This is a genomic window from Archangium violaceum (assembly GCF_016859125.1).
Taxonomy (GTDB): Bacteria; Myxococcota; Myxococcia; order Myxococcales; family Myxococcaceae; genus Archangium; species Archangium violaceum_A.
Genome location: NZ_CP069338.1, coordinates 12101427 through 12126269 on the forward strand (window position 1 = coordinate 12101427; position 24843 = coordinate 12126269).

Genomic DNA, 24843 nt, shown 5'->3' on the forward strand with positions numbered 1-24843 from the left:
GGCCTTCCTGGATCAGTCTCATTCGTCCGTCGGGGAGGAGCCGAGAAGCACCTCGGGCGGGACATAGAACGGGTTCTCGCGGACCACTCCATCGACGAGGGCGTAGGGGTGGGTCCGCAGCACGTCCATGATGGTCGCGCCACTGAACCGGCTGACATCGTAGACGCAGATCGCGGGCTGCTTCAGCCGGTTGAGCAGGAGGTTGACGCGCGATTCGTAGTCGATGAAGCGCGCCACTCCAGGCTTCTCCTCGAGCACCCACTCCATGTGGCCCATCATCCGAACGCGCGAGAAGCCCTCGGCCCGGCTCGTCATCACCAGCTCCTCGAGGAGCGCCATCATCGTATCGCCGTCGAATCGACCCTCCTTGAGGTAGGCGTCGTTCCACCCCAGCACCTCGAGTTGCCCCGTCCTCAGGCAGTTGCTGGTGGGCACTCCCATCGCCTCGAGGCGCCTCAGGTGATCCTGTTTCTGGCTGGGATCGCAGATGTGGACGGCCTTCTCGCCGGAGTCGATTCCCTCTCGGATATAGGAGCGAAGCACCTCGAACTCTTCCTCACGCGAGCGGAAGAACGCGGCGATATGGAAGTGCTGGAGACGGGCTCCCGCAATGGTCACTTCCTTCAAGGCGGTCTGTTTCACGGCCATCCCCCCCGGGAAGACAACGCAATCGTCGCCGCTGAAAATACGCTGATCGCGAAGGAATGGGGCCGTACGGGCCCACGAGCCGTCCGCTGAATGACAACGGCTAGTCTGAAACATGGCACCCGCACTGGATCCGGGAGGGCGGGCGATCCACCAAAGCCCATTGCTCGCAATTCCACACTCAAGGGGCGCTCGAGAGTTTCGCGGCACCGGGAATTCCGGCAGCGGTCATGCGCCCGGGGGAGCCATCATGACACGCAGCGTCACATTCCTTCTGACGGCCACCATCGCCGCCAGCATCTCGTTCACCGGTTGCTGCATCCCACTCTTCTGGGACGAATCCGACGAAGAACCCTGCACTCCGAAAACCTGCGAGCAGCTCGGGGCCACCTGCGGCACGCCGTCCGATGGATGTGGAGGAACACTGTCCTGTGGAAGCTGCGACGCGCCGTCCACGTGCGGCGGTGGCGGAGAGAGTTACACCTGCGGTTGCACCCCGCGCACGTGCGCACAGCTCGGAACCGATTGCGGCGAGGTGTCCGACGGGTGCGGAGGAACGCTGTCCTGTGGAAGCTGCACCGCACCCACCACGTGCGGCGGCGGAGGCAGAGCCAACGTGTGCGGCTGCACCCCGCGCAAGCAATGCGAGCCCGCCGAAGGTGAATGCGGCGTCGCGCCCGATGGCTGTGGGGGCGTCGTCTCCTGCGGCACGTGCACCGCCCCGGAGGTGTGCGGTGGCCGTGGTCAGGCCAACACCTGCGCCATCCCCGCCGCCGAGCGTTGGTGCAACGAGGACGGCTGGTGCTGGGAGGCCCCTCTTCCCCATGGTTACGCCCTGAATGGAGCCCACTTCCGCGCTACGAATGATGGCTGGGCCGTGGGCAAGGGCGGCCACATCCAGCACTGGGACGGTACGAAGTGGTCGCGTGTGTCCAGCGGCACGACCAGCGACCTCAACGACGTCCACGCCGTGTCCGCCACGGACGTGTGGACGGTGGGCAGCTCTGGCACCGTGCTGCGCTTCTCGGGCGCGGCCTTCTCTCCCGTCTCTTCCGGCACGACCCAGAACCTCTCCGCCCTCTGGGCCTCCGGGTCGAATGACGTCTGGACCGTGGGCAACTCTGGCACCGTGCTGCGCAACCAGGGCAGCGGCTTCAAGCCCGTGACCTCAAGCACCACCCAGAAGCTCAACGACGTGTGGGGCAGTGGCCCGAACGACGTCTGGGTCGTGGGTAACGGCGGCACCCTGCGTCACCACGATGGCTCCACCTTCGCCGCCATCGACGCGGGCACCCCCCTGCCCCTCTACGAGGTGACGGGCTCCGGTCCCAACGACGTCTGGGCCGTCACCTCCGAGGACCCGTGCCTCTTCTGCAACGACTACGGCATCGTCTACCGCGTCACGCCCGGCGGCCTCTCCGAGAGCCTCCACATCGACGACCAGCTCTTCCACGTGTACTCCGCTGGCCCCTCCACCACGTTCGCCATGGGTGATGGCTCGCACTACCTCTGGAATGGCACGGGTTGGCGCGCGATCTCCGGACGTAGCGGAGGAATCCTCGCGAGCAGCGACCCCAACGATGTGTGGCTCCTGGACGACTACGGCTACGTCGAGCGATGGAACGGAACGCAGTGGTCCATACAGACGTCGGTCCGCTTGTCGATGAACGTCCAGGACGTGCACGGCAGTGCCGCGAGCAACGTGTGGGCGGTGGGGAGTCGAGGCCAGATACAGAACTGGAACGGCGGCGGTTGGTTGGAGCGGACCGCCCCCTACGACTCGTCGTTCATCCAGACCCGGGGCGTCTACGCGGCTTCACCCACCGCAGTCTGGATGATCACCCTCGAATCTTCCTACGACTCCTTCGGGAATAGCGACAGCGACTACAACCATATCTACCGCTGGAATGGGACGAGCTTCGTGCAGGAGCTCGCGTCCAACGCCCAGGGGTTGCTCGCGGTGCACGGCAGCTCGGAGACGGACGTCTGGGCCGTGGGCACCTCCGGCGAGGCCATCCACTTCGATGGCACCCGCTGGACACATCAGCCCACGGGCGCGACGGCGGCGCTCAACGACATCTGGGTCCATGGACCTTCGCTCGCCATCGCCGTGGGAGGCGCGGGCACCATCCAGATGTGGAACGGTACCGCCTGGTCCACGATGAGCTCCGGCACCAGCGCGGCGCTCGAGAGCGTATGGGGCAGCGGGCCGAAGGACATCTGGGCCTCGGGCGCCAACGGCACGTTGCTGCGCTACAACGGCATCAACTGGAGTCCCGTGGCGAGCGGCACCTCGAGCACCTTGAATGCCCTCTGGGGCGTCTCCCCGACGGCGGTGTGGGCCACGGGAGACAAGGGCACGCTGCTGCGCTTCGACGGCACGAAGTGGACGCCCGAGCGCACAGGCACCCTCCACTCCCTGCGAGGGCTGTGGGCCGCCTCCGCGTCCGACGTGTGGCTCATGGGCGACTCCGCCATCCTCCACAAGCCCTGAAGTCCGCCTCTCTCCCTTCCCTCACGACCTCTCCCTGAAAGAATCCATGACACACGACCCCGCCTTCTCGATACGAGCGGCCCACGAGGGCCAGCGCAGGAGCATGCTCCTGCTCGCACTCGTCACGCTCACATTGCTCCCGGCCTGCGGAGACGATCCGCCCTCGTCGCCATCGGACCCCGCTGATTCGGGCACGCCCGCCGAGGAACCCTTTGTCGAGCTCTGCACCCGTCCGGGGGAGATCCTTCGACCGGATGCGGGTAGCACGCCCGACGCGGGTAGCGCTCCCGACGCGGGCTGCCAACCCCTGACGTGCGAGCAACTCGAGGCCAACTGCGGCGAACCATCCAATGGGTGCGGTGGAACGCTCTCCTGCGGCACGTGCACCGCCCCGGAGGTATGCGGTGGCAGAGGCCGGGCCAACACCTGCGCCATCCCCGCCGCCGAGCGTTGGTGCAACGAGGACGGCTGGTGCTGGGAGGCCCCTCTTCCCCATGGTTACGCCCTGAATGGAGCCCACTTCCGCGCTACGAATGATGGCTGGGCCGTGGGCAAGGGCGGCCACATCCAGCACTGGGACGGTACGAAGTGGTCGCGTGTGTCCAGCGGCACGACCAGCGACCTCAACGACGTCCACGCCGTGTCCGCCACGGACGTGTGGACGGTGGGCAGCTCTGGCACCGTGCTGCGCTTCTCGGGCGCGGCCTTCTCTCCCGTCTCTTCCGGCACGACCCAGAACCTCTCCGCCCTCTGGGCCTCCGGGTCGAATGACGTCTGGACCGTGGGCAACTCTGGCACCGTGCTGCGCAACCAGGGCAGCGGCTTCAAGCCCGTGACCTCAAGCACCACCCAGAAGCTCAACGACGTGTGGGGCAGTGGCCCGAACGACGTCTGGGTCGTGGGTAACGGCGGCACCCTGCGTCACTACGATGGCACCACCTTCGCCGCCATCGACGCGGGCACCACCCTGCCCCTCTACGAGGTGACGGGCGCCGGCCCCAACGACGTCTGGGCCGTCACCTCCGAGGACCCCTGCTTCTTCTGCAACGACTACGGCATCGTCTACCGCGTTACGCCCGGCGGCCTCTCCGAGAGCCTTCGCATCGACGACCAGCTCTTCCACGTGCACTCCGTCGACTCTTCCGCCCTGTTCACCGTGGGCGAGAGCCTGCGCTACCAATGGAACGGTACGGGATGGAAGAAGGTGGGCTCCGGCAGGGATGGTGCGCTCGCCGGCAGCAGCTCGAACGACATGTGGCTGCTGGGAGAGGAGGGTCACGTCGAACGTTGGAACGGCAGCGCATGGACCAGGCAGGCACCCGCCCGCGCGTTGGGTGACTCCCTCCAGGACGTGCATGGCATCAGCGCCACCAACCTCTGGGCGGTGGGTTCCCGGTTGATGCACTGGAATGGCGGCGGTTGGTACCAGCTCCCCAGCTACGGCTCCAGTTCGGCCTCTGGCCTCTACGCGGCCTCGGCCAACGCCGTCTGGATCGTCACTTCAGGGAGTGACACCAGCTCCAACCGCATCTACCGGTGGAACGGCACGGGTTACACGGAGGAGCTCTCCTCGCATCCCCAGGGGCTGCTCGCGGTCCACGGTAGCTCGGAGACGGACGTCTGGGCCGTGGGCAGAGCCGGACTGGCCCTGCACAACACCGGCTCCGGGTGGGCCTGCCAGCCCACCGGAGTGGGCAAGGCGCTCAACGATGTCTGGGTCCAGGGTCCCTCACTGGCCATCGCCGTGGGCGACTCGGGCACCATCGTGCGCTGGGATGGCAACGCCTGGTCCAGGATGAGCTCCGGCACCGGCGCGGACCTCCACGGAGTCTGGGGCAGCGGGCCCTCGGACATCTGGGCCGTGGGAGCCAACGGCACGCTGCTGCACCATGACGGCAATGCCTGGTCCAGCTCGACGAGTGGCACCACGACCAACCTGACCGCGCTCTGGGGGACGTCCTCGTCCTCGGTGTGGGCCACGGGCGAGAACGGCACGCTGCTGCGCTACGACGGCTCGCGGTGGACCTCCGAGCACACCGGCACCGGCCGCGCCCTGCGAGGGCTATGGGCCGCCTCCACGTCCGACGTGTGGCTCGTGGGAGACTCCGCCATCCTCCACAAGCCCTGAGCCTGCTCTCCCCTCTCCCCTTGGGAGAGGGGAAATGGTCGCGGTTGTCTGCGCATAGGGGGCTCAACCCACCGACACCACCCGGAACCGGGCTCGGGTTGACGCCGCGCCTCCACGGCCATATAAGTTGGTCAACCAACCTATAAATGGAGCCGCGGATGGCCCGCCCATCGAATACGGAGGAACGCCGGCAGCAGATCGTCGAGGGGATGCTGCGCGTCATGGCCGAGCGAGGCTACGAGCGCGCGTCCATCTCGGAGATCGCCAGGGCGGCGGGGCTGAGCCCGGGGCTGGTGCACTACCACTTCACGGAGAAGCAGGAGATCCTCCTGACGCTGGTGGAGCAGCTCGCGGGGCGGGTGCGCGAGCGGGTGAAGGCGCGGGTGGAGCGGGTGAGGAGCGGCGCCCGAGCGCAGGTGGATGCCTTCATCGATGCGTACCTGGCCACGGGTGACGACGCGGATCCAGCCTCGGTGGCGGCGTGGGTGACCATCAGCGCGGAGGCGGTGCGGCAGCCCGAGGTACGCGCGGCCTACGAGAAGGTGGTCCGCTCGGACCTGGAGTTCCTGGAGGAGCTGGTCGCCACGCGCATCGGGCGCAGACGCTCGCGCGCGGTGGCGGCGGGTCTCTTCGCAACGGTGCAGGGCTACTTCGTCCTGGCCGCGGCGGCCCCGGGGCTCATCCCTCCAGGTTCCGCCGCGAGCACGGTGAAGCGCATGGCCGCGGGGCTGCTCGACGCGGCGGACGCCTCGGAGGGCTCATGAAGACCGCGCTGAAGACGCCGCTGAAGCTCGGGCTGCTCACGAGCCTCTACCTGTCGCAGGGTCTGCCCTTCGGATTCTTCACCCAGGCGCTCCCGGTGCTGCTGCGCAAGCAGGGCCTGTCGCTGCCAGCCATCGGGCTCACGCACCTGCTCGCGCTGCCCTGGGCGCTGAAGTTCCTCTGGGCCCCGGTGATGGATCGCCACGGCTCGGAGAGGCTCGGACGGCGGCGTGGCTACATCCTCCCGTTGCAGCTCCTCTCGGCGGCGCTGCTCCTGGGGCTCTCCCTTCCCGAGGGGACCGTGAGCGTGACGACGCTCCTGGTGGCCGTGCTGCTCGTCAACCTGCTGGCGGCGACGCAGGACGTGGCCACGGACGGGCTCGCGGTGGACCTGCTCGAGCCCGAGGAGCTCGGTTGGGGCAACGGCGTCCAGGTGGCCGGCTACCGGGTGGGGATGATCCTCGGTGGAGGGCTCATGCTCATCCTCTTCGATGCGCTGGGCTGGCGCCCCACCCTGCTGAGCCTGGGGCTGCTGCTGCTCGTGGCCACGGTGCCGGTGGCGCTCTTCCGCGAGCCCCCCTCCCCCATCCCCCGAGGCGAACACGTGGGCATGGGGCGTTGGCTCCGCGAGTCCCTGCTGTACTGGGTTCGCCGCCCCGGCACGGGCACGTGGCTCACCCTGCTCGTCCTCTTCAAGGCGGGTGAGAACCTGGCGACGGGAATGCTGCGCACCTTCCTGGTCGACGTGGGGCTGAGCCTGTCTCAAGTCGGATGGATGCTCGGGTTCGTGGGCTTCACCACCGGGCTGCTCGGCGCGCTCGCGGGAGGGGCGCTCGTCAACCGGCTGGGCCAGCGACGCGCGCTGCTCGTCTTCGGCGTCCTGCAAGCGGGAGCGGTGCTCCTCTACGCGCTGGCCGCGCACGGGGCCAACTCCCTTCCGGTGCTCGCGGTCGTCTGCGGCGTGGAGCACCTCACGAGCGGCATGGCGACCGCGGCCCTCTTCACGGTGATGATGGACATCTGCCGCCCGGAGCACGCCGCGTCCGACTACACGGTGCAGGCCTCGCTCGTCGTGTTGGCCACCGGAGGCGCCGCGGCCGTGAGTGGCTTCAGCGCCCAGACGCTCGGCTACGCGTGGCACTTCACGCTCGCGGCGGCCCTGTGCGCCGTGGCCGTGGCCTGGGTGGCGCTCACCTTTCATCCGCCCCGAACGCTCGTGTCCGGGGAACAACCGGAGGTGTCGTGATGACCATCGCCGTCTATGCCGGCAGCTTCGACCCGGTGACCGCCGGCCACCTGTCCGTCATCCGCCAGGCCGCTCGGCTCTTCGGCCACGTCGTCGTGGTGGTGGCCATCAACCCGGACAAGCGCACCCTCCTCACCGTGGCCGAGCGCGTGGAGCTGCTGCGCGAGGTGGTGGCGCTCCACCCCAACGTCACCGTGTCCAGCACCGAGGGGCTCATCGTGGACTACGCACGGGCCATCGGCGCGAGCGTGTTGCTCCGTGGCGTACGGGGCGCCACGGATGCGCAATTCGAGACGACGCTGGCCCAGGCCAACCGCGCCCTGGCACCAGACCTGTCCACCCTCTTCCTCCCCGCCGAGGCCCACCTCGCAGCGGTGAGCAGCAGCGCGCTCAAGGAGAAGCTGGAGCGCGGCGAGGACGTTTCGGACTTCTGCCCGCCCGCCGTCGCGGCGAAGCTGCGCCAACGGATGAACCCCCCCACCCACCGGAGCCCTCGATGAGCCTGTCCTTCGTCACCCTCGGCGTAGGGGATGCCTTCTCCGCGCTGCACTACTCCTCGTGCCTGGCGCTCGAGGCCGAGGGCCAGGTGTTGCTCCTGGATTGTCCGCACCCCATCCGCAAGATGATGCGCGAGGCCAGCCTCTCCTCGGGCGTGGAGCTGGACGCGGACCGGGTGTCGGGCCTCGTCCTCACCCACCTGCACGCGGACCACAGCTCGGGCGTGGAGGGGCTCGGCTACTTCTCCTTCTTCGTGCTGAAGCGGAAGCTGCGGCTGCTCGCCCACCCGGACGTGACGCGCCGGCTCTGGGAGGGACACCTCGCCGCGGGCATGGAGGATCTCATCCGCAAGCCCGGAGGCGCACCCGAGCGCCACGGCTTCGAGGACTACTTCGAGCCCCTCGCGCTCTCCACCAAGGAGCCCGTGCGCTTCGGGCCCTTCTCCATCGAGAGCCGCATGACGTACCACCACGTCCCCACCACGGCCCTGCGCATCCGCGCGGGAGGGCGATGCCTGGGCTACAGCGCGGACACCGCCTACGACGAGGGACTCATCGCCTGGCTCTCCGAGGCGGACCTCGTGGTGCACGAGACGAATTACGGCGTGCACACGCCCTACGCGAAGCTGGCCGCCCTACCCGCCCCCCTGCGCGCGAGGATGCGGCTCATCCACTACCCGGATGACTTCGACCTCCGGGCGAGCAACATCGAGCCGCTCGCCCAGGGGCGCCGCTACAGCGTGTAGAGCTCACCTACCGAGCGGTCGGGCGGTACTCCGCTCCGCCTCCGCCGCCACGGCGCGTCACGTGTGCGTCACGCGAAAGATGCACGCGCGCGCCGGACGTGGGAGATTCGCGGCCCCAACGAACATCCCATGTCCCATCCGTCCCGCCTGTCGAGCCCCCTGGCCTCCTCCCTGGCTGCCCTGCTCCTCGCTGGTTGTGCTTCGCTATCGGGGAGCGCGCCAGCGCCCGTCACGAGCGCGGCTCCCGAGCCCTCGCAGGACGACGAGCCCACCGTCACCCTCACGCTGTTGCACGTCAACGACGTGTACCAGTTCACCCCGGTGGACTTCGGGGAGCGCGGTGGTCTGGGGCGGCTGTCCACGCTGCGCAAGCAGGTGCTCGCCGAGTCCCCGAACACGCTGTTCCTGATGGCCGGTGACACGCTGGGGCCCTCGGTGGAGTCCACCTTCCACAAGGGCAAGCAGATGATCGACGCGTGGAACGCGCTCGGTCTGGACTACGCGGTGCTGGGCAATCACGAGTTCGACTTCGGCCCCGACGTGATGCGCCAGCGCATGAAGGAGTCCCACTTCACCTGGCTGGGCGCCAACGTGATGGACAAGAAGACGGGCCGCACCTTCGGGGACACCCCGCCCTTCGTCATCCGCGACGTGGGCGGCGTGAAGGTGGGCATCTTCGGCGTGCTGCTGGGCAAGACGAAGTACAGCTCAAAGCCGGGACCGGACGTGTACTTCACGGACACGTGCGCCAAGGCGCGCGAGCTGGTGCCGCAGATGCGCAAGCAGGGCGCGCAGATCATCATCGGGCTCACCCACCTGTTCGTGGCGGAGGACAAGGTGCTCGCCCGCTGCGCGCCCATCGATCTCATCATCGGAGGCCACGAGCACGTGATGATGCAGGCGGTGTCCAACGGCACGCCCATCGTGAAGATGTCCTCCGAGGCGCGGGAGCTGGGGCGCGTCACCCTGCACGTGGGCACCCGGAGCCACAAGCTCAAGAGCATGGACTTCGACGTGATGCCGATCACGCCCGAGGTTCCGGAGGATCCGGCCTTCGCCGCCGCCATGCGCGAGTACGACGCGTTGACGGCCGAACTCTCCCAGCCCGTGGGCCGCACCGCCGTGACCCTGGACGCCAGCGAGGAGGCCAACCGCACCCGTGAGACGAACCTGGCCTCCTTCGTCGCGGACGCCTACCGCAAGGCCACCGGCGCGGAGGTGGCGATCATCAACGGGGGCTCCATCCGCTCGGACTCGGTGCTGAGGCCCGGTCCGCTCCTGCGGCGCGACGTGCTGGCCATCCACCCCTATCCGGGCTCGGTGGTGAGCATCGAGGTCACGGGCGCGGTGCTGCGCCAGGCGCTCGAGCAGGGTGTCAGCCGCAGCGCCGAGGAGGCGGACCCGGGCCGCTTCCCCCAGGTCTCCGGCATCCACTACGCCTTCGACGTGTGCCGGCCCGCGGGTGACCGCATCGTGCGCGTCACCGTGAATGGCGAGCCGCTCGAGCCGAAGCGGACGTACACGCTCGCCACCAACTCGTACATGGCCGAGGGCGGTGACGGGTACACCATGTTCAAGGGCGCGAAGTACCTGGTATCGCCCCAGAAGGGGAAGACCACGCAGGACGTGCTGCGCGACGCCTTCGCCTCCGCCGAGGCCATCGCCCCGGTCACGGACGGCCGCATCGAGCGGCTGCGCGGTGGCGCGCGCGACCTGGCGAAGATGGACGACCCGAACGCCCCCACCTGCCCGGCGGCCGCTGCCCAGGCCGCGCAGTAGGCGCGTTCGTCCGCGGCCCATGGATCTGAACCTCCTCGGACTCTTCGTGGCCGTCGCGGAGACCGGTAGCTTCTCGGCGGCGGCCCGGAAGTTGGGGCTGCCCAAGTCGTCCGTGAGCAGGGGCGTGGCGAGTCTCGAGGCCTCGGTCGGTGCGCAGCTGCTCCACCGCACGACGAGGCACGTCTCGCTGAGCACCGCCGGCGCGGCACTGTATGAGCGAGCGGCGCCGCTGCTCGCCTCGCTGCGGGAAGCGGTCGGGACCCTGCCCGAGCGGGAGGAGGCCCCTTCGGGCAAGCTTCGGATCACCGCGCCGAATGACATGGGAGCCACCTTCCTGCCAGAGGTCATCGCGCGCTTCACCGCGCGCTATCCCTCGGTGATCGTCGACTGCCGCCTGACGAACCTGAACGTGGACCTGGTGGCGGAGGGGTTCGATCTCGCGCTCCGCGCCTCTGGAGCGAAGCTGGCGGACTCATCGCTGATGGTGCGGCGGCTCGGGACGATCGACGTGCAGCTGTTCGCCTCGCCCACGTACCTCGCACGACGCGGGACGCCTCGCACGCCCGAGGACCTGGCCCACCACGACTTCGTCGCGTTCCGGGGGCGCAAATACCTGGACGAGCTGGGCCTCTCGGAGAAGAACGCGCGCGTGCTCGCCGACGACATGCTCTTCATGCGCGAGGCGGTGAAGGCGGGCGTTGGCATCGCCAGCCTCCCCACGTTCCTCGCACAGGCGGACGTGACGTCCGGGCAGCTCGTCCGTGTGCTGCCGCGCTATACGCAACGGTCGACGACGCTCGTGCTGTTGTACCCGAGGACCCAGCACGTCCCGAGGAAGGTGTCCGCCTTTCGCGACTTCCTGCTCGACTTCCTCGAGGGACGGCCGCTCTCGGCCCATCCCAACGCGGGCTGAGCCGCGGGGGATTGGGCCTCGGCACCCGCCTCAGCCGAAGAGCACGGAGCGCATCGACAGCGAGCCGAGATCGAATCCGGTGATGGGGAAGCGCACCGGATCCCGGTCGCTGGCGGCGCCGGCGGCGTACAGCAGCGGGAGGAAGTGATCGATGCTCGGGTGCGACATGCGCCCCGCCTCGGTCTCGATGACGCGCGAGAGGAACGCGCCGTCGTGCTGCTCGAGCGCCCTCGCCACGTCCTCGTCGAAGCTCGTGGCCCATTTCGGGGGCGTGCTCTCGCCCGACTGCATGCTCCTGAAGGCATGGCGCAGGTTGTGCGTCACGTTGCCGCTGCCCATCACCAGGATGCCTTCGTCGCGGAGCCCGGCCAGCGCGCGGCCCAGCGCGAGGTGCTCGGAGGGCGCGAGCCGCGCGTCGATGCTGAGCTGCACGACCGGGACATCCGCCGCGGGACGCAGGTGGTGGAGCACGGTCCAGGAGCCATGGTCCAGGCCCCAGTCGTTCTGGATCGACGCGCGAGAGGGTCCCAGGAGCTCCACCACCCGCCGCGCGAGCTCGACGCTGCCAGCGGCCGGGTACTGCATCTCGTAGAGCGCGCGAGGGAAGCCCCCGAAGTCGTGGATGGTGGGCGGGCGCTCGTTCCCGGTGACGAAGGTGCCGGGAAGGAACCAGTGTGCGGAGATCGCGAGGACCGCCTTCGGCTTGGGCAGCTGCCCGGCGAGCGACTTGAAGCTTCGCGTCCAGGTGTTGTCCTCGATGGCGTTCATGGGGGAGCCGTGCCCGATGAAGAGCACCGGCAGGCGGGATCCGGAAGAAGAGGTGGTCATGGTGGAGCTCCCCTCCTGGACCGGACGCTCGGCGCGAGCCGAATCGCGACAGCCCAGGAATGGAAGGGTCGCAGCGCCGAGTGCGGCGGCCTTGAGGACACTGCGTCGGCCAGGTCGGTAGGGGGACATGAATGGTGCTCGCGAGTCAGGAGATCATGCTCGGCGACCCGGCGTTGCACCAGCTCCAGTCGGGCAAATCACTGTTCCCAGGGTGGAACAGTGACAGGAGCGAATACCCTCACCCTGGCCCTCTCCCAGGGGGAGAGGGAATTCAGGCCCAGCCGCGCAGCCGGTAGACGAGGCGGCCGAAGAGCTCTCGCAGCGCGTCCGTCCCCGCGGAGAGGTTGGACGCCCTCGGCTGCCATGATGCGCTGTGCAGATCCCACTCGTGCGCTCGCACGTCCACCGCCAGCGTGTCCGGCTTCAGCCCCACCGCCTCGAAGGTGCCCAGTGCCCGCGGCATGTGCGCCGCGCTCGTCACCAGCACCAGCCGCGTCCACCCCTGCTTCCGGATGATGCGCTCCGACTCCACCGCGTTCTCCCGCGTGTTCCGGCTCCGCTTCTCGGTGAAGATGCGCTCGGGCTCGATGCCCCACATCCGCAACTGCCTCGCCAGCACGTCGGCCTCCACCAGCGCCTCTGGCCTCATGTCCAGTGTGCCCGCCGCGAGCAGCACATTGCGCGCATGTCCGCTCCGCAGCAGCTCGAAACCGCGGAGGATGCGCTCCACTGGTTGATTGTACTCGGGGAGGCCCGAGCGCTCGGTGGCGGACGAGTCCACCGCTCCTCCCAGCACGATGACGGCGTCGTAGACCTCCTCCGGCCGGTACGTGGACACCACGCCCGCCTCCACCCAACGCTGCAGTCCGGTGGCCACGGGCTGGGTCGAGAAGAGGTACAGCACCAGCAGCCCGAGCCCCTGCAGCCACGCCGCGAGCCTCGCCCTCCTCCGGCGCACCACGAGGCCCGCCACCCCCAGGAGCAATCCCCAGGAGAGCGGAGAGAGGAGCAGATCCAACAGCTTCGACAGGAAGACGAACACGCCGTGCTACCGCTCGCCCCAGTGGAGCTTCTGCCGGAGGATGGTGAAGTAGCCCACGCGAGGATTGCGCACCAGGGACACCCGGTTGGGCGAGCGCACCACCTCGATGATGTCCTCGCACCGCAGGCTGTGACCCGTCTGCCCGTCCAGGGTGAGGAAGGTGTCCGCCGTCTCGCTCCGCAGGGCGACCCGGATGGTGCGGTCCGCGGGAACGATGATGGGACGGTGCGTGAGCGCGTGCGAGCAGATGGGCGCGAGCACCGTGCAATCCACCGACGGGTGGACGATGGGACCCCCCGCGGACAGCGCGTACGCCGTGGAGCCGGTGGGCGTGGACAGGATGACGCCATCCGCCTTGTACGTGGCGATGGGCACGTCCTCGATGGACACCTCGTGGTCCGCGATGCGCGCCAGCGCGCCCTTGTTGATGACCACGTCGTTGAGGACCTCGTCCTGCACCACCACCTTGCCCTCACGGATCAGCCGGCACGTGAGTTTCATCCGGGAGTCCACCTTGAAGCGGCCGGCGAGCACATCATCCAGGGCGGAGAACAGCCCATCGACGGGGATCTCCGTCATGAAGCCCAGGCTGCCCAGGTTCACCCCGAGGATGGGCTTGGGGCTTCCGTCGAGCAGCCGGGCCGCGTGGATGAGGGTGCCATCCCCGCCCAGCACCACCACCAGGTCCGCCCGAGCCGCCAGCTCCCGGTCGTCCACCTTCTGCCATCCGAGCGTATGCGCCAGGAGCCGGTCGCCCAGCACCTCCAGCGCGGGATAGCGTTCACGGATTCGCGCGGCGAGCTCCGCCGCCTCGGGCTTGTCCTTCTTCGCTACGAGCACCAGGGTCTGCACGATGAAGAAGGGTTCTAATCCAGACGGACAGGAGAGCGCTGGACGAAATGGACCCTCCGATGATCCTGTGACACGTGGTACCCGGACCGCAGGTTTTCTCCATGGACCTCTTCGAGCATGCCAGCCGGAAGGACGAGGCCTTGCTGGCCCCCCTGGCGGAACGGATGCGCCCCACCCGCCTGGAGGAATTCGTCGGGCAGGAGCACCTGACGGGTGAGGGGCGCTTCCTGCACCGGGCCATCCAGCAGGATCAGGTGCCCTCGCTCATCCTCTGGGGGCCCCCGGGGACGGGAAAGACGACGCTCGCCCACGTCATCGCCCGCTCCACCGGCGCCGCCTTCGAGTCCCTCTCCGCCGTGCTCTCCGGCGTGAAGGACATCCGGGAGACGGTGGCCCGCGCCCAGGAGCGCTGGAGGCTGCACCGCCAGCGCACCCTTCTCTTCGTGGATGAGATCCACCGCTTCAACAAGGCGCAGCAGGACGCGCTGCTGCCCCACGTGGAGAAGGGCACCGTCACCTTGATCGGCGCCACCACGGAGAACCCCTCCTTCGAGGTGAACGCCGCCCTCCTGTCCCGAGCGCGCGTCGTCACCCTGCGTGGGCTGGAGGAGGAGGAGCTCGTGGCGCTGCTGCGCCGGGCGGTGGCCGACCCCAGGGGGCTGGGTGGCAAGGTGGAGGTGGACGACGAAGCCCTGACCTTCATCGTCCAGGCCTCGGGGGGAGACGCGCGCCGGGCCCTCACCGCACTGGAGGCGGCGGCCGCGCACGGCGGCCCCCGGGTGGACAAGGCCATCGCCGAGGAGACCCTGCAACACAAGGCGCTGCTCTACGACAAGGCCGGCGAGGAGCACTACAACGTCGTCAGCGCCTTCATCAAATCCATGCGGGGCTCGGACGTGGACGCCGCGCTCTACTGGATGACGCGCATGCTGGAGGCGGGCGAGGACCCCGTCTTCATCTTCCGGCGCATGGTCATCTTCGCCTCGGAGGACATCGGCAACGCGGACCCACGGGCGCTGGGCGTGGCGGTGGACGCGCTGCGGGCCTTCGAGCTGGTGGGCCTGCCCGAGGGCACCCTGCCCCTCACCCAGGCGGTGACGTACCTGGCGCTGGCGCCCAAGTCGAACGCGGTGCTCACCGCGTACGCCGCGGCCCGCGCCGCCGTCACCGAGGGAGGGCCCCTGCCCGTCCCCATGCACCTGCGCAACGCGCCCACGAAGCTGATGAAGTCGCTCGGGTACGGCGCCGGCTACAAATATCCGCACAACTTCGAGGGCCACTACGTCCCCGAGGACTACCTCCCCGAGGCCCTGCGCGGCCGGCGCTTCTACCAGCCCTCGCGCAACGGGCTCGAGCAGGAGCTGGCCGAGCGCTACGAGGACATCCAACGCCAGCTCGCGGGCCGAACCCGCGAGCCGGGAGAGGAAGGCTAGGACGCCACCTCGAGGGCGTCATCGTCCTCCTTGGAGCGCTTCATGGAGCGCCCCGCCACCTCGTACTGCTTGAGCAGGCGGCGGAAGTTGGAGCGATCCACGCCCGCGGCGCGCGCGGCGCTGGAGACGTTGTGGTTGTGCTTCTCGAGCAGCGCGGTGAGGTAGCGCCGCTCGAAGGCGCGCATGGCCAGACGCTTGGCCTGGGCATACGGCAGGTGCGCGAGGCTGAACACCTCCACCTGGGCCCCGGCCTGCGGCGCGTCCTGGAAGCCCGGCGGCAGGTCGTCGACGTCCAACACCTCCTTGGAGGTGAGCACCACCGCGCGCTCGATGACGTTCTCCAGCTCGCGCACGTTGCCCGTCCACCGGTTGCAGGTGAGCGCCTCCATGGCGCGCGGCGTGAAGCCCGTCACCCGCTTGCCCACCTTCGCCGTGTACAGCTTGAGGAAGTGGTGCGCCAGCAGCGGCACGTCCTCGGGGCGGTCTCGCAGCGGCGGCAGGTCGATGGTGATGACGTTGAGCCGGTAGAACAGGTCCTCGCGGAACTTGCCCTGCTCCTTGGCCCGGCTCAGGTCCACGTGCGTGGCGGCGATGACGCGCACGTCCACCTTCACCGGCTCGTTGGCGCCCACGCGCTTCACCTCGCCCTCCTGCAGCACGCGCAGCAGGCGGACCTGGGTGGCGGGAGGCACGTCGCCAATCTCGTCGAGGAAGATGGTGCCGCCGTCCGCGGCCTCGAAGAGGCCCTTCTTGTTGGAGGTGGCTCCGGTGAAGCTGCCCTTCACGTGGCCGAAGAGCTCACTCTCCAGCAGCGTGTCCGTCAGCGCCGAGCAGTTGACCGCCACGAAGGGCTTGTCCTTGCGCGCGCTGCGGTAGTGGATGGCCCGCGCCACCAGCTCCTTGCCCGTGCCGCTCTCGCCCTGGATGAGCACCGTGGCCGTGGAGTGGCTCACCGTCTCCACCAGCTTGAAGACGGCGCGCATCTGCGACGACTGGCCGATCAGCTCCTCGAACTGGTTGCGAGCGGTGAGCGCCTCCTCCAGCGCGCGCGCCCGGTCCCTCAGGGCCTTGCGCTCGGCGGCCTTGGCCACCGTCATGCTCACTTCGTCGATGTTCTCGAAGGGCTTGGTGAGGTAGTCGTACGCCCCGGACTTCACCGCCTCCACCGCCGTCTCCACGGTGGCGAAGGCGGTCATCATGATGACCTCCACGTCCGGCCGCGCCGCCTTGATGCCGCGCAGCAGATCCATGCCGGACAGGTTGGGCATCTTGATGTCCAACACGGCCACGTCGATGGACGGGTCCTTCGCCGCGGTCAGTCCCTCCACGGCGTCGTCGATGGAAACGACCTGGTAGCCCTCGCGGCTGAGGATGGACGTGACCGCCTTGAGGACGATCTGATCGTCATCCACGACCAGGATCTTGGCGCGCTTCATGGCGCTGGACGACTGCGGGTTCACGGCAACCTCTCGAGCTGCAGGGGAATGGGGATGTAGACGGTGAAGCGCGAACCCTCACCCATGTGGGTGTCCACCTTGAAGATGCCGCCGTGGTCCTCGACGATCCGGTAGGCGATCGACAGACCCAGGCCGGTGCCCTGGCCGGGAGGCTTCGTCGTGAAGGACGGCTCGAAGATGCGCGCCACGTAGCGTTCATCGATGCCACTGCCCGTGTCGATGACCCGGAAGAAGCAGCGGTCGCCGTCCTTGCCCGTCTCCAGGGTCAGCACCCCGCCCGAGGGCGGCAGCGCGTGCAGTCCGTTCTGCAGCAGGTTGAGCATCACCTGCGACAACTGTCCCGGATCGCCGAACAGATCCGGGAGATCCGGCGTCAGGCGCAGCTCCAGCCGCACCTTGGGGTAGGCCTTGAGCTGGGCCCCGAAGAGCACCGCCGAGTCCTCCGCGCACTTGTTGAGCTGGAAGGTGCGGCGATCCTCCGTCTTGCTGTGACGGCTGAACTTCAGCAGGCTCTCCACGATGCGCTTGCAGCGCAGCGCGCTCTCCTCGATGAGCTCCAACGACTCCATGTCGGAGGCGCTGCGGCCCTCGTCGCGCTTCATCAACTGCGCGAAGGCGAGGATGCCCCCCAGCGGGTTGTTGATCTCATGCGCCACACCGCCGGCGAGCTGACCCACCGCCGCCATCTTCTCCGTCTCGATGAGCCGGCGCGTCATCTCGCGCTCGTCGCTGATGTCGCGGTAGGCACACACCGCGCGCCCCTCGCCCGTCAGCGGGTAGGCGGCCATGGCGTAGGTGCGTCCGCGCTGGCTGATCTCCGCGCGCACGCCCTTGCCGGCCTCGAGCGCCTCGGGCAGCGGACAGCCCGGGCAGGGGGTGTCCCGATCGAACAGCAGCTTGTGGCAGAGCTGATCACTGCCCTCCTCGGACAGCGTCCCCTGGAGCCGCTCACCCGCCAGCACCGTGTACGCCTTGTTGGCCCGGCGCACGCCGTAATCGCGGCGCACCACGGCCAGCGGCGTGTCCATGGAGTCGAACGACAACTCCCACTCGCGCTTGGCCTGGCTCAGCAGGTGCGTGCGCAGCGCCACGCGGGTCTCCAACTCCGCGTTGAGCCGCCGCAGCTCCTCGTTCTGCTGCTGCGTCACCCGGAGCAGCCGCTCGTTCTCCGCCTGGAGCGCGTACTGCTCGAAGGCGCTCTTGACCGTGAGCACCAGGTGGCTGTCGTTCCACGGCTTGGAGATGAAACGGAAGATCTCCGAGCGGTTGATGGCTTCCTCGATCGCCTGCTGATCGGCCTGACCGGTGAGCATGATGCGCTGGGCCCGTGGGACCTGCGCCTTCACCCGGCTGAGGAACTCCACGCCGTTCATGCCCGGCATCCTGAAGTCGGAGATGACCACCTCCGGCGTGAAGCGTTCGAGGGCCTTGAGGCCCTCCTCCGCATCGGAGGCCGTCTCGATCTGCCAATCGCCGCGACGGAGCACCCGCCGGATGGACTTCAGGATGTACTCCTCGTCGTCCACCAGCAGCAGCCGTCCGCGTGGCACCACTCCCTGTGTCTGCGCCAGTTCCAGTGGCAACCTCGTCCTGGGTCCGAGACCCGAGCGTTTGCAATGACGCTGCCAACATCCACCGCCTCGCAAAGCCCCCTGATACCGGGTGCTTCCACACCCGGGGCTCACGCCCACCCTGGGTCCCTCAATACCCCGACCCATGAATCGGGTCAATGTTGACCCAGGACGCGAACCCAGGCAGGCTAGCGGGAGGCGAGGCCGGTGAGCGGCATGGGCGAGATGTGGACGCAGATGCGGTTGCGGCCCTCGTCCTTGGCCCGGTAGAGGGCCTGGTCGGCGGAGCGCACCAGCTGCTCGGCGTTGTTGACGGCGTGGTGGGGAAAGGCGGAGACGCCCAGCGAGGCGGTGACGCGCAACGTCCGCTGGGGGCCGGTGTGCAGGGCGCCCAGCTCGCGCCAGACGCGCTCGGCCACGGTGAGGGCGCCGGCCAGAGGTGTGCGCGGCAGGAGGATGGCGAACTCCTCGCCTCCATAGCGGGCGAGCAGGTCCGTCTCACGCACGCTGCGCTGGAGCGAGGCGGCCACGTCGCACAGCACGATGTCGCCCACCTGGTGGCCATGGTCGTCGTTGAAGGCCTTGAAGTGGTCCAGGTCGATGAGGATGAGCGACAGCGGATCGTCGTAGCGCTGGGCGCGCCGGAACTCCTCGCGCAGCCGATCCTGGAAGTAGCGGTGGTTGTGGACGCCGGTGAGTCCGTCCGTGATGGAGAGGCGCTCCAGGGCGGCCACGCGGGTGATGAGCGAGTTGAGACGCTCGCGCTCCTGGATGCAGCGAGCCATGCGGGCCAGCAGCTCCTCGGAGTCCACCGGCGTGCACACCACCTCGGCGCCCAGCCGCAGCACGGCCAGCACCGCCGCGCGCTCCTCCGCCGGCACGAGCGCGACGATGGGGGGGCCCTTCCCCTCGTCGTCCCGGGCCATCAGGTGCTGCAACAACGCGCGCGAAGGCCCCCCGGCGGGACCCAGGCCGAGCAGCACCAGCTGGGCCTCGTCGATGCGGCGCTGGGCCTCCGGGCCCGCCGCCACGAGCCTGACGGAAAAACCCTCCTGCTCCAGCGTGCTCGCCAGCTCGGCGTGCCGCTCCGGCAACTCGTCCACCAGCAGAATGAGGCGCCTGTCTCCCACATCGTTCCCCGAAACCAAGCCCAAGCACCCACGCTACCACGGCCGGGTGAAGCGGAGCGACCGTTGGATTGCGATCGCCCAGCAATGTTTGATAGCCAGCCCCATCACGCAACCTCAGTCACCCTGGCGTAGCGCCGAGGTTTCATCGTGGGCAAATCCCCCAGCATCAGCCTCTTCTTCCCCGCGTGGAACGAGGAGGACTACGTCGAGCGGTCCGTGGCGCGCGCCATGGACGTTCTTCCCCGGCTCACGGATGACTTCGAGATCATCATCGTCAACGACGCCTCCACGGACCGCACGCAGGAAATCTGCGAGCAGCTGGCCGCGCGCATCCCCCAGGTCCGGGTCATCACCCACCCGGTCAATCTGAAGCTGGGCGGCGCCTTGCGCACGGGCCTGTCCGCGTCCACCAAGGACGTGGTGGTCTACTCGGACATCGGCCTGCCGTTCGACCTGAACGAGCTGGAGCGGGCGTTGCATCTGATGAACTACCTGGAGGCGGACATGATCTGCGCCTTCCGGTTCGACCGCACCAGCGAGGGACCCCAGCGCATCGCCTACTCGTTCGCCTACAACCTGCTCATCCGCACGCTGTTCGGTGTCCACGTGAAGGACATCAACTTCAGCTTCAAGGTGATGCACCGGCGGGTGCTGGAGGCGGTGGAGCTCAACAGCCAGGGCTCCTTCATCGACGCGGAGCTGGTGGTGAAGGCCATCCACCAGGGCTTCCGCGTGTTCCAGATGGGGGTGGACTACTTCCCGCGCACGCGCGGGGTGTCCACACTGTCCTCGCCCGCCGTCATCGTGAAGATGGTGCGGGAGCTGGCGAAGCTGTACCCGCAGACGCGCTGGCCCCGGGCGACGAAGCGTCCGGTGCGGTTGCCGCCCTCGGTGGCCCCGCTGCACGGCCCGTCACGCGAGCGAGAGCGGACGCGCGGCCACGGGTAGAGCGGTGGCTCGCACGCGCCTCGTCGTCAACGCGGACGAGCTCGGGCTGCATCCGGCCCTGGATGCGGGTATCCTCCGGGCACACCGCGAGGGTATCGTCACCAGCGCGACCGTGCTGGTGATGGGCCCCGACGCGCCCGAAGCGGTGGGCCGGGCCCGGGCGCAGGGACTCGCCCTGGGAGTCCACCTGGCCCTCTCCACCCGGCTGCCCCCGGCGGCGCCCGCCTCGCACGTGCCCACGGTGGCCCCCGGGTGGGCGCCTGCGCGCGAGCTGGGCGGACTTCGCGCGCGCGTGGCTCACCGGACAGGTGCGCCGGGAAGAGCTGGAGTTGGAGCTCGCCGCGCAGGTGGAACGTGCGCGGGCCCTCGGCGTGGAGGTGGACCACCTGGACGCACACCAACACCTGCACCTGCTGCCGGGCGTGCGGCCGGTGGTGGAGGCCCTGGCTCGGCGGGAAGGACTGCCCCTGCGCTGGCCGGATCGGCTGCCCCGCGTGTCCTGGCTGCGGGCCCCCGGGCCGGCGGTGAAGACGTCGCTGCTCTCGCTGCTGGCCCGGATCGCGCCACGGCCCCAGCCCGGAGTGCGGCGGGTGAGCGCGGGCGGCATCTTCGAGGCGGGCCAGCTCACCGAGTCCGCCCTGCTCGCGCTGCTGGAGTCCCTGCCGGAAGGAGACTTCGAGCTGGGCTGCCACCCGGGCGAGGGCCGACCCCACGTGCCGGAGGATCCGCCATCTCGAGCGGGGTGAAGCCGGCCTGGCGCAGCATCGACTCCACCACGCTCCACCGGGAGCAGGTAGAGGACATCGCTCACCACCACCGCGTCGAAGTGGCCGGGCAGCCGCTCGGCGAGCGACTCCACGGTCCCCACCTCCGCCCTCACGTTGGGGAGACGACCAGGACCCCGCCGGGCCCATTCGATTTTACGTGGGTCGGGATCGACCCCATGCACGATGCGACGGGAGTCCCCCAGGGCGAGGAGCGCGGAGAGCAGTCCATGGCCGCAGCCCACGTCGGCCACGGACCCACCTGTGGGTACACGGGCGGCAACGGCCTCGAGCGGCGCGGAGAAGGCCCGGGCATGCACGTGGAAGCGCTCGGCCGGGGGGAAGTGGGAGAACAACGCGAGAGCTGGCGGGAGGGGAGCATTCACGAGACGTAGTGGTCCAGGCCGAAGGCGGCGGACAGGAGGACGAGCCCCACCGCCCCCGCGGCGAGCAGTCCGTGGCGCACGCGCGGGTGGTCGCGCAGCAGCAGCGCGAGGGTGAGGAAGAGGGGAAAGGCGGAGATGAGGTAGCGCCCCATGCCCATGAAGTCCTTGGTCGACAGGGTGGGGATGCCCACGAGGGCGGCGCAGAACACGCCATACCCCCACCCCAGCCGCCGAAACGTGGGCCACACCAACGCGAGCGCCGCCACGGTCAACAGCGCGTGGAGGCACAGCCGCAGAACGGTCTCGGCGTTGGACTCGGGTGAGAAGACGGTCTTGAACCAGTACAGCTTCAGCCACGACTCCCAGCCGGGCGTCTGTCCCCAGCCGACCTGGGCGTCGACGAAGGCGAGAGGACGAAGCCGAGCGAGGACAGGACCGGCAAGAAGTCGAGGGCACTCCAGCGCTCACCCCGCTCGCGCTTCCACTCGAGCCGGCGGGCCACCAGCCCCAGCACCACCGCGGGCGCCACCGGCCGCGCCGCTGTCGCCATCGCGCCCAGCAGGACCGCCGGCACCAGGTGCCCCTTCTCCAAAGGCGCCCACCACCAGCAGGAGGAAGAGCGCGTCGGAGTACATCACTCCATAGAGGAAGAAGGTGAAGGGATACAGGGCGAGGAGCAACCCCGCCTGGAGCGCGGTGGTCTCGTCCTTCACGCGAAGGCGTGCCCATCGCGAGAAGAGCAGGAGCGCGAGCGGACCACAGAGCAGGGTGACGAGGACCCCCGCCTGGTACACGTTCGGGCCCAGCTGCTCGACGGCGCGGATGGCCAACGGATAGAGCGGGAAGAAGGCCACCGAGCTCTGCGCTCCGGGCACGTACTGGTACCCCTCCTGGGCGATGCGCATGTACCAGCTCGAGTCCCACCCCACCCAGCCCATCACCACGTACTCGTCGAGCCGCACCACCGGGGCTTGTGGATTCTTGTGGTGGAAACGCCAGGCACCGGCCCCCGCCGCCGCCGCGCAGGCGATGACGGCGGTCAGGATGACGAGAGCCAGGGTACGCGACACGAAGAGACGCATGCGGCGCAGGCTCCTTCCAGAACCCCGCCAGGGTCAAGCTCCGAGGGGAATAGGCCTGGACCTGGGGTGCGGGTGCACCCGCGCCCGCCCCGCGGGCATCACACGGTGCTTTCCGCACCGCCACCGTTCACCGACAATGCCGCCTCCCCACCAGGAGAGTGCATGCCCATCACGTTCCGCGGCCTCATGGTGCTCGTGCTTGTCGCGCTCGCCGGACCCGCGAGGGCCCAGGCCGCGAAGCCCCAGCAGCCCACCGCCGAGTCCGAGCGCGCCGAGTACATCCGCTCGCACTACACCAAGTTCGAGTACCGCATCCCCATGCGAGACGGCACGAAGCTGTTCACCGCCGTCTACGTCCCCAACGACGCGAGCCCCGGCAAGCGCTACCCCGTCCTGCTCACGCGCACGCCCTACACGGTGGCGCCCTACGGGCTGGACCGGTACGCGCGCAGGCTCGGGCCCAACCCGCAGTACGAGAAGGACGGCTTCATCTTCGCCTTCCAGGACGTGCGCGGCCAGCACATGTCCGAGGGCGAGTTCGTCAACATGCGCCCGCACCGCGCGAAGAAGAGCGGGCCCAGGGACATCGACGAGAGCACCGACACCTACGACACCATCGACTGGCTGGTGAAGAACGTGCCGGGCAACAACGGCCGCGTGGGACAGTGGGGTATCTCCTATCCCGGCTACTACACGTCGGCGGGCGCCATCGACTCGCACCCGGCGCTCAAGGCGGCGTCACCGCAAGCACCCATCGCCGACTGGTTCTGGGACGACTTCCACCGGCACGGCGCCTTCAACCTGACGATGGCATTCAACTTCTTCTCGAGCTTCGGCAGGCCTCGGCCGCAGCCGACCGACAGCGAGGATTGGAAGCGCTTCGACCACGGCACCCCGGACGGCTACCAGTTCTTCCTCGACCTGGGGCCGCTGAGCAACGCGGACGCGCGTTACTTCAAGGGCGACATCGCGTTCTGGAAGGATCTCTCCGCGCATCCCAACTACGACGCCTTCTGGCAGTCGAGGAACCTCCTGCCGCACCTGAAGAACATCAAGGCCGCCATGCTGGTGGTGGGCGGCTGGTACGACACCGAGGACCTGTACGGGCCCCTGCGCACCTACGCCACCATCGAGAAGCAGAACCCGGGCACCTCCAACACGCTGGTCATGGGTCCCTGGCCGCATGGCGGTTGGATGCGCACGGACGGCTCCTCGCTGGGTGACGCCGATTTCGGCTTCAAGACGGCCGCCATCTACCAGGAACTGGAGTTCGCCTTCTTCAAGCACCACCTCAAGGGAGGCGAGAAGCCCGACCTGCCCGAGGCCCTGGTGTTCGAGACGGGTGCCAACCGCTGGCGGCGCTTCGACACGTGGCCGCCGAAGCAGGTGCGCGAGGCGCGACTCTACTTCCAGCCCAAGGGGGGCCTCTCGTACTCGCCGCCCGCGAGCACCGAGGAGTCCTTCGACGAGTACGTGAGCGACCCGAACAAGCCCGTCCCCTACACCATGGAGCTCACGACGGGCTGGGCCAAGAGCTACATGACCGAGGATCAGCGCTTCGCCGCGCGCCGTCCCGACGTGCTCGTCTATGAGACGGCGCCGCTGGAGAAGGATCTCACGCTGGCGGGCCCACTGGAGGCGGAGCTGTGGGTCTCCACCACCGGCACCGACGCGGACTGGGTGGTGAAGCTCGTGGACGTCAATCCGGGCAAGATGCCCGGTGGCCCGAGGGGTGGCGACGACGAGGAGGGCAAACGTAACCGGGGCCACCAGCAGACGCTGGTGCGCGGCGAGCCGTTCCGCGGCCGCTTCCGCGACAGCTACAGCGAGCCCAAGCCCTTCAAGCCGGGCGAGGTGACGAAGGTGCGCTTCGTCATCAACGACGTCTTCCACACCTTCAAGCGAGGGCACCGGGTGATGATCCAGGTGCAGTCGAGCTGGTTCCCCTTCATCGATCGGAACCCGCAGACCTTCGTGCCCAACATCTTCGAGGCGAAGGAAGAGGACTTCGTGCGCGCCTTCCACCGCGTGTACCGCTCGGCGGCCCACCCGAGCTCGCTCAAGGTGGGCGTGCTGCCCGCGGTGGACGACTGACGCGGGCCGGAGAAGCGGGAGGCCCCTCGTCCGGAGCCTCCTGCCT

The 24843-nt window shown here is 68.8% G+C and carries 21 protein-coding genes and 2 pseudogenes; 13 read left to right on the plus strand and 10 right to left on the minus strand.

The annotated features are described in order from the left end of the window. Positions 1-18: 18 nt before the first annotated feature. Positions 19-642 carry an MEDS domain-containing protein gene (locus tag JQX13_RS51060; protein WP_203406609.1) on the minus strand — a complete coding sequence of 208 codons (624 nt, stop codon included), beginning with the start codon at positions 640-642 and terminating at the stop codon, positions 19-21. Positions 643-895: 253 nt separating this feature from the next. On the opposite strand from JQX13_RS51060, the gene JQX13_RS51065 reads away from it, so the two are divergent. The 8 genes from JQX13_RS51065 to JQX13_RS51100 all read left to right on the plus strand — a co-directional run bounded on the left by JQX13_RS51065 (position 896) and on the right by JQX13_RS51100 (position 11210). Beyond that, positions 896-3139: a hypothetical protein gene (locus tag JQX13_RS51065; RefSeq protein ID WP_203406610.1), complete on the plus strand. Its 2244-nt coding sequence runs from the start codon at positions 896-898 to the stop codon at positions 3137-3139. Positions 3140-3185: 46 nt separating this feature from the next. Next, positions 3186-5267, plus strand: a complete 2082-nt coding sequence (locus JQX13_RS51070) for a hypothetical protein (RefSeq protein WP_203406611.1) — start codon at positions 3186-3188, stop codon at positions 5265-5267. Between the two features lie 158 nt (positions 5268-5425). Beyond that, entirely contained in the window at positions 5426-6031 is a 606-nt protein-coding gene (locus tag JQX13_RS51075; RefSeq protein WP_203406612.1) for a TetR/AcrR family transcriptional regulator, read from the plus strand. Then, positions 6028-7275 carry an MFS transporter gene (locus JQX13_RS51080; RefSeq protein WP_239014376.1) on the plus strand — a complete coding sequence of 416 codons (1248 nt, stop codon included), beginning with the start codon at positions 6028-6030 and terminating at the stop codon, positions 7273-7275. Before JQX13_RS51075 ends, JQX13_RS51080 begins: the two co-directional genes overlap by 4 nt. Continuing rightward, positions 7275-7775: a pantetheine-phosphate adenylyltransferase gene (gene coaD / locus JQX13_RS51085; protein WP_203412601.1), complete on the plus strand. Its 501-nt coding sequence runs from the start codon at positions 7275-7277 to the stop codon at positions 7773-7775. Before JQX13_RS51080 ends, coaD begins: the two co-directional genes overlap by 1 nt. Then, a complete protein-coding gene (locus JQX13_RS51090) occupies positions 7772-8518 on the plus strand; it encodes an MBL fold metallo-hydrolase (RefSeq protein WP_203406613.1) in 747 nt (248 codons plus the stop codon). Before coaD ends, JQX13_RS51090 begins: the two co-directional genes overlap by 4 nt. Before the next feature lie 129 nt (positions 8519-8647). Further along, positions 8648-10297 (plus strand): bifunctional metallophosphatase/5'-nucleotidase, encoded by a 1650-nt coding sequence (locus tag JQX13_RS51095; protein ID WP_203406614.1) that lies wholly within the window; start codon positions 8648-8650, stop codon positions 10295-10297. Between the two features lie 19 nt (positions 10298-10316). Continuing rightward, positions 10317-11210, plus strand: coding sequence for a LysR family transcriptional regulator (locus JQX13_RS51100; protein ID WP_203406615.1), 894 nt, complete (start codon positions 10317-10319; stop codon positions 11208-11210). A gap of 30 nt (positions 11211-11240) precedes the next feature. On the opposite strand, the gene ygiD is transcribed toward JQX13_RS51100, so the two are convergent. The 3 genes from ygiD to JQX13_RS51115 form a co-directional block, all read right to left on the minus strand. Then, positions 11241-12038 carry a 4,5-DOPA dioxygenase extradiol gene (gene ygiD / locus JQX13_RS51105; protein WP_203406616.1) on the minus strand — a complete coding sequence of 266 codons (798 nt, stop codon included), beginning with the start codon at positions 12036-12038 and terminating at the stop codon, positions 11241-11243. 271 nt (positions 12039-12309) lie between these two features. Further along, positions 12310-13080, minus strand: a complete 771-nt coding sequence (locus JQX13_RS51110; protein ID WP_203406617.1) for a YdcF family protein — start codon at positions 13078-13080, stop codon at positions 12310-12312. A gap of 6 nt (positions 13081-13086) precedes the next feature. Continuing rightward, positions 13087-13932: an NAD(+)/NADH kinase gene (locus tag JQX13_RS51115; protein ID WP_203406618.1), complete on the minus strand. Its 846-nt coding sequence runs from the start codon at positions 13930-13932 to the stop codon at positions 13087-13089. A 101-nt stretch (positions 13933-14033) separates the two neighbouring features. Here JQX13_RS51115 and JQX13_RS51120 point away from each other — a divergent pair, with 101 nt between their 5' ends. Further along, positions 14034-15365, plus strand: coding sequence for a replication-associated recombination protein A (locus JQX13_RS51120; RefSeq protein WP_203406619.1), 1332 nt, complete (start codon positions 14034-14036; stop codon positions 15363-15365). Here JQX13_RS51120 and JQX13_RS51125 read toward each other — a convergent pair. From JQX13_RS51125 to JQX13_RS51135, 3 genes are all read right to left on the minus strand, one after another. Continuing rightward, entirely contained in the window at positions 15362-16801 is a 1440-nt protein-coding gene (locus tag JQX13_RS51125; protein ID WP_203412602.1) for a sigma-54-dependent transcriptional regulator, read from the minus strand. The two genes, JQX13_RS51120 and JQX13_RS51125, sit on opposite strands and share 4 nt — an antisense overlap. Positions 16802-16821: 20 nt before the next feature. Next, the gene (locus JQX13_RS51130; RefSeq protein WP_430384235.1) at positions 16822-18399 is read right to left on the minus strand and encodes a response regulator; all 1578 of its coding nucleotides are present in this window, start codon (positions 18397-18399) and stop codon (positions 16822-16824) included. A gap of 182 nt (positions 18400-18581) precedes the next feature. Further along, positions 18582-19523, minus strand: coding sequence for a GGDEF domain-containing response regulator (locus JQX13_RS51135; protein ID WP_239014378.1), 942 nt, complete (start codon positions 19521-19523; stop codon positions 18582-18584). A 147-nt stretch (positions 19524-19670) separates the two neighbouring features. Here JQX13_RS51135 and JQX13_RS51140 point away from each other — a divergent pair, with 147 nt between their 5' ends. Continuing rightward, positions 19671-20471: a glycosyltransferase family 2 protein gene (locus JQX13_RS51140; protein WP_203406620.1), complete on the plus strand. Its 801-nt coding sequence runs from the start codon at positions 19671-19673 to the stop codon at positions 20469-20471. A gap of 4 nt (positions 20472-20475) precedes the next feature. After that, positions 20476-21199: pseudogene (locus JQX13_RS51145) on the plus strand (ChbG/HpnK family deacetylase); the annotation flags it as partial. A 113-nt stretch (positions 21200-21312) separates the two neighbouring features. On the opposite strand, the pseudogene JQX13_RS56710 reads toward JQX13_RS51145, so the two are convergent. After that, positions 21313-21489 (minus strand): annotated as a pseudogene (locus tag JQX13_RS56710) (methyltransferase domain-containing protein); the annotation flags it as partial. Between JQX13_RS56710 and JQX13_RS56715 the strand changes: the two are divergent. Beyond that, on the plus strand, positions 21415-21630 hold the full coding sequence (locus JQX13_RS56715; RefSeq protein ID WP_430384135.1) for a hypothetical protein: 216 nt from the start codon (positions 21415-21417) through the stop codon (positions 21628-21630). The pseudogene JQX13_RS56710 and the gene JQX13_RS56715 overlap by 75 nt on opposite strands. Here the strand turns inward: JQX13_RS56715 and JQX13_RS55125 are convergent. Both JQX13_RS55125 and JQX13_RS55130 read right to left on the minus strand, forming a co-directional pair. Next, the gene (locus JQX13_RS55125) at positions 21618-21830 is read right to left on the minus strand and encodes a hypothetical protein (protein ID WP_239014379.1); all 213 of its coding nucleotides are present in this window, start codon (positions 21828-21830) and stop codon (positions 21618-21620) included. The two genes, JQX13_RS56715 and JQX13_RS55125, sit on opposite strands and share 13 nt — an antisense overlap. 255 nt (positions 21831-22085) lie before the next feature. After that, on the minus strand, positions 22086-22703 hold the full coding sequence (locus JQX13_RS55130) for a mannosyltransferase family protein (protein WP_239014380.1): 618 nt from the start codon (positions 22701-22703) through the stop codon (positions 22086-22088). Between the two features lie 162 nt (positions 22704-22865). On the opposite strand from JQX13_RS55130, the gene JQX13_RS51160 reads away from it, so the two are divergent. Beyond that, positions 22866-24797 carry a CocE/NonD family hydrolase gene (locus JQX13_RS51160; RefSeq protein WP_203406621.1) on the plus strand — a complete coding sequence of 644 codons (1932 nt, stop codon included), beginning with the start codon at positions 22866-22868 and terminating at the stop codon, positions 24795-24797. The last annotated feature ends 46 nt before the right edge of the window (positions 24798-24843 follow it).